A 352-nucleotide genomic window follows, 5' to 3' on the forward strand; every position below is an offset into this window, starting at 1 on the left:
CGTTGCTCAGTTTTGAGAGCTCAAACTCTCAAACAGCTTGCTTTTGCATGGAGCTTGTTCTTTGAAAACTAGATATCGAAACGAAACAAACGCGAATTAGAACATTCCTTTTTAGCTGAACTTGTGTTAAACAAGTTTCAATAAAAACGGTAGTTAATTGCTTTTGCGATGGTATTGAATGGGAGTGACTTTTGGCTTTGCGCAAGCAAAACAAGGGAAGCGAGCAGTCAAAACCGGAGCAATATGGTTAAGCTACTAAGAGCACACGGAGGATGCCTAGGCGCTAGGAGCCGATGAAGGACGTGGCGAACAACGAAACTGCCTCGGGGAGCTGTAAGCAAGCTTTGATCCG

General features: G+C 44.3%; 1 rRNA gene. It reads left to right on the plus strand.

From position 1 onward, the window contains the following. Positions 1-245: 245 nt before the first annotated feature. Positions 246-352: ribosomal RNA gene (locus tag WFI24_RS34255) — 23S ribosomal RNA — on the plus strand; the annotation flags it as partial.

This window comes from Paenibacillus sp. USHLN196 (assembly GCF_037144955.1).
GTDB classification, from domain to species: Bacteria; Bacillota; Bacilli; order Paenibacillales; family Paenibacillaceae; genus Paenibacillus; species Paenibacillus xylanexedens_C.